This is a genomic window from Caulobacter sp. 602-1, from assembly GCF_003931565.1.
Lineage (GTDB): Bacteria > Pseudomonadota > Alphaproteobacteria > Caulobacterales > Caulobacteraceae > Caulobacter.
This window is the reverse complement of the sequence record NZ_RRYI01000095.1, coordinates 1-304: the sequence shown is the minus strand read 5'-3', so window position 1 is coordinate 304 and position 304 is coordinate 1. Positions and strand designations below refer to the sequence as shown.

The window sequence follows — 304 nt, the reverse complement described above, 5'->3', positions numbered from 1 at the left end:
AGCGTCGCGGCATCGCGAGTCAGGGTGTAGAGCGCGCCGACCCGGTCGCGATAGAGGCCGAAATTCTTGTCGCAGGAATAGGCCAGCAGGCCATCCTCGGCCGCGGCCAGAACGAGGCGTATGCCCGCCGCGTCCTCCTCGAGGCCAAGGCCCAGGCCCTGATAGGCCAGGTCGATCAGCGGCGTGATCCCCTTGCGGGCCACCACCGCGGCGATCGCCGCCCCTTGCTCCAGGCTGTAGTCGGCGCCCGACGGGTTGTGACAGCAGGCGTGCATCAGCACGGCGTCACCGGCCCGGGCGGTCT

At 70.1% G+C, this 304-nt stretch carries 1 protein-coding gene; it reads right to left on the bottom strand.

Translation table 11 applies throughout. The features are described from left to right. Window positions 1-304: aminotransferase class I/II-fold pyridoxal phosphate-dependent enzyme (locus EIK80_RS25390; protein ID WP_125159724.1), on the bottom strand; the 304-nt coding region annotated here is incomplete at both ends.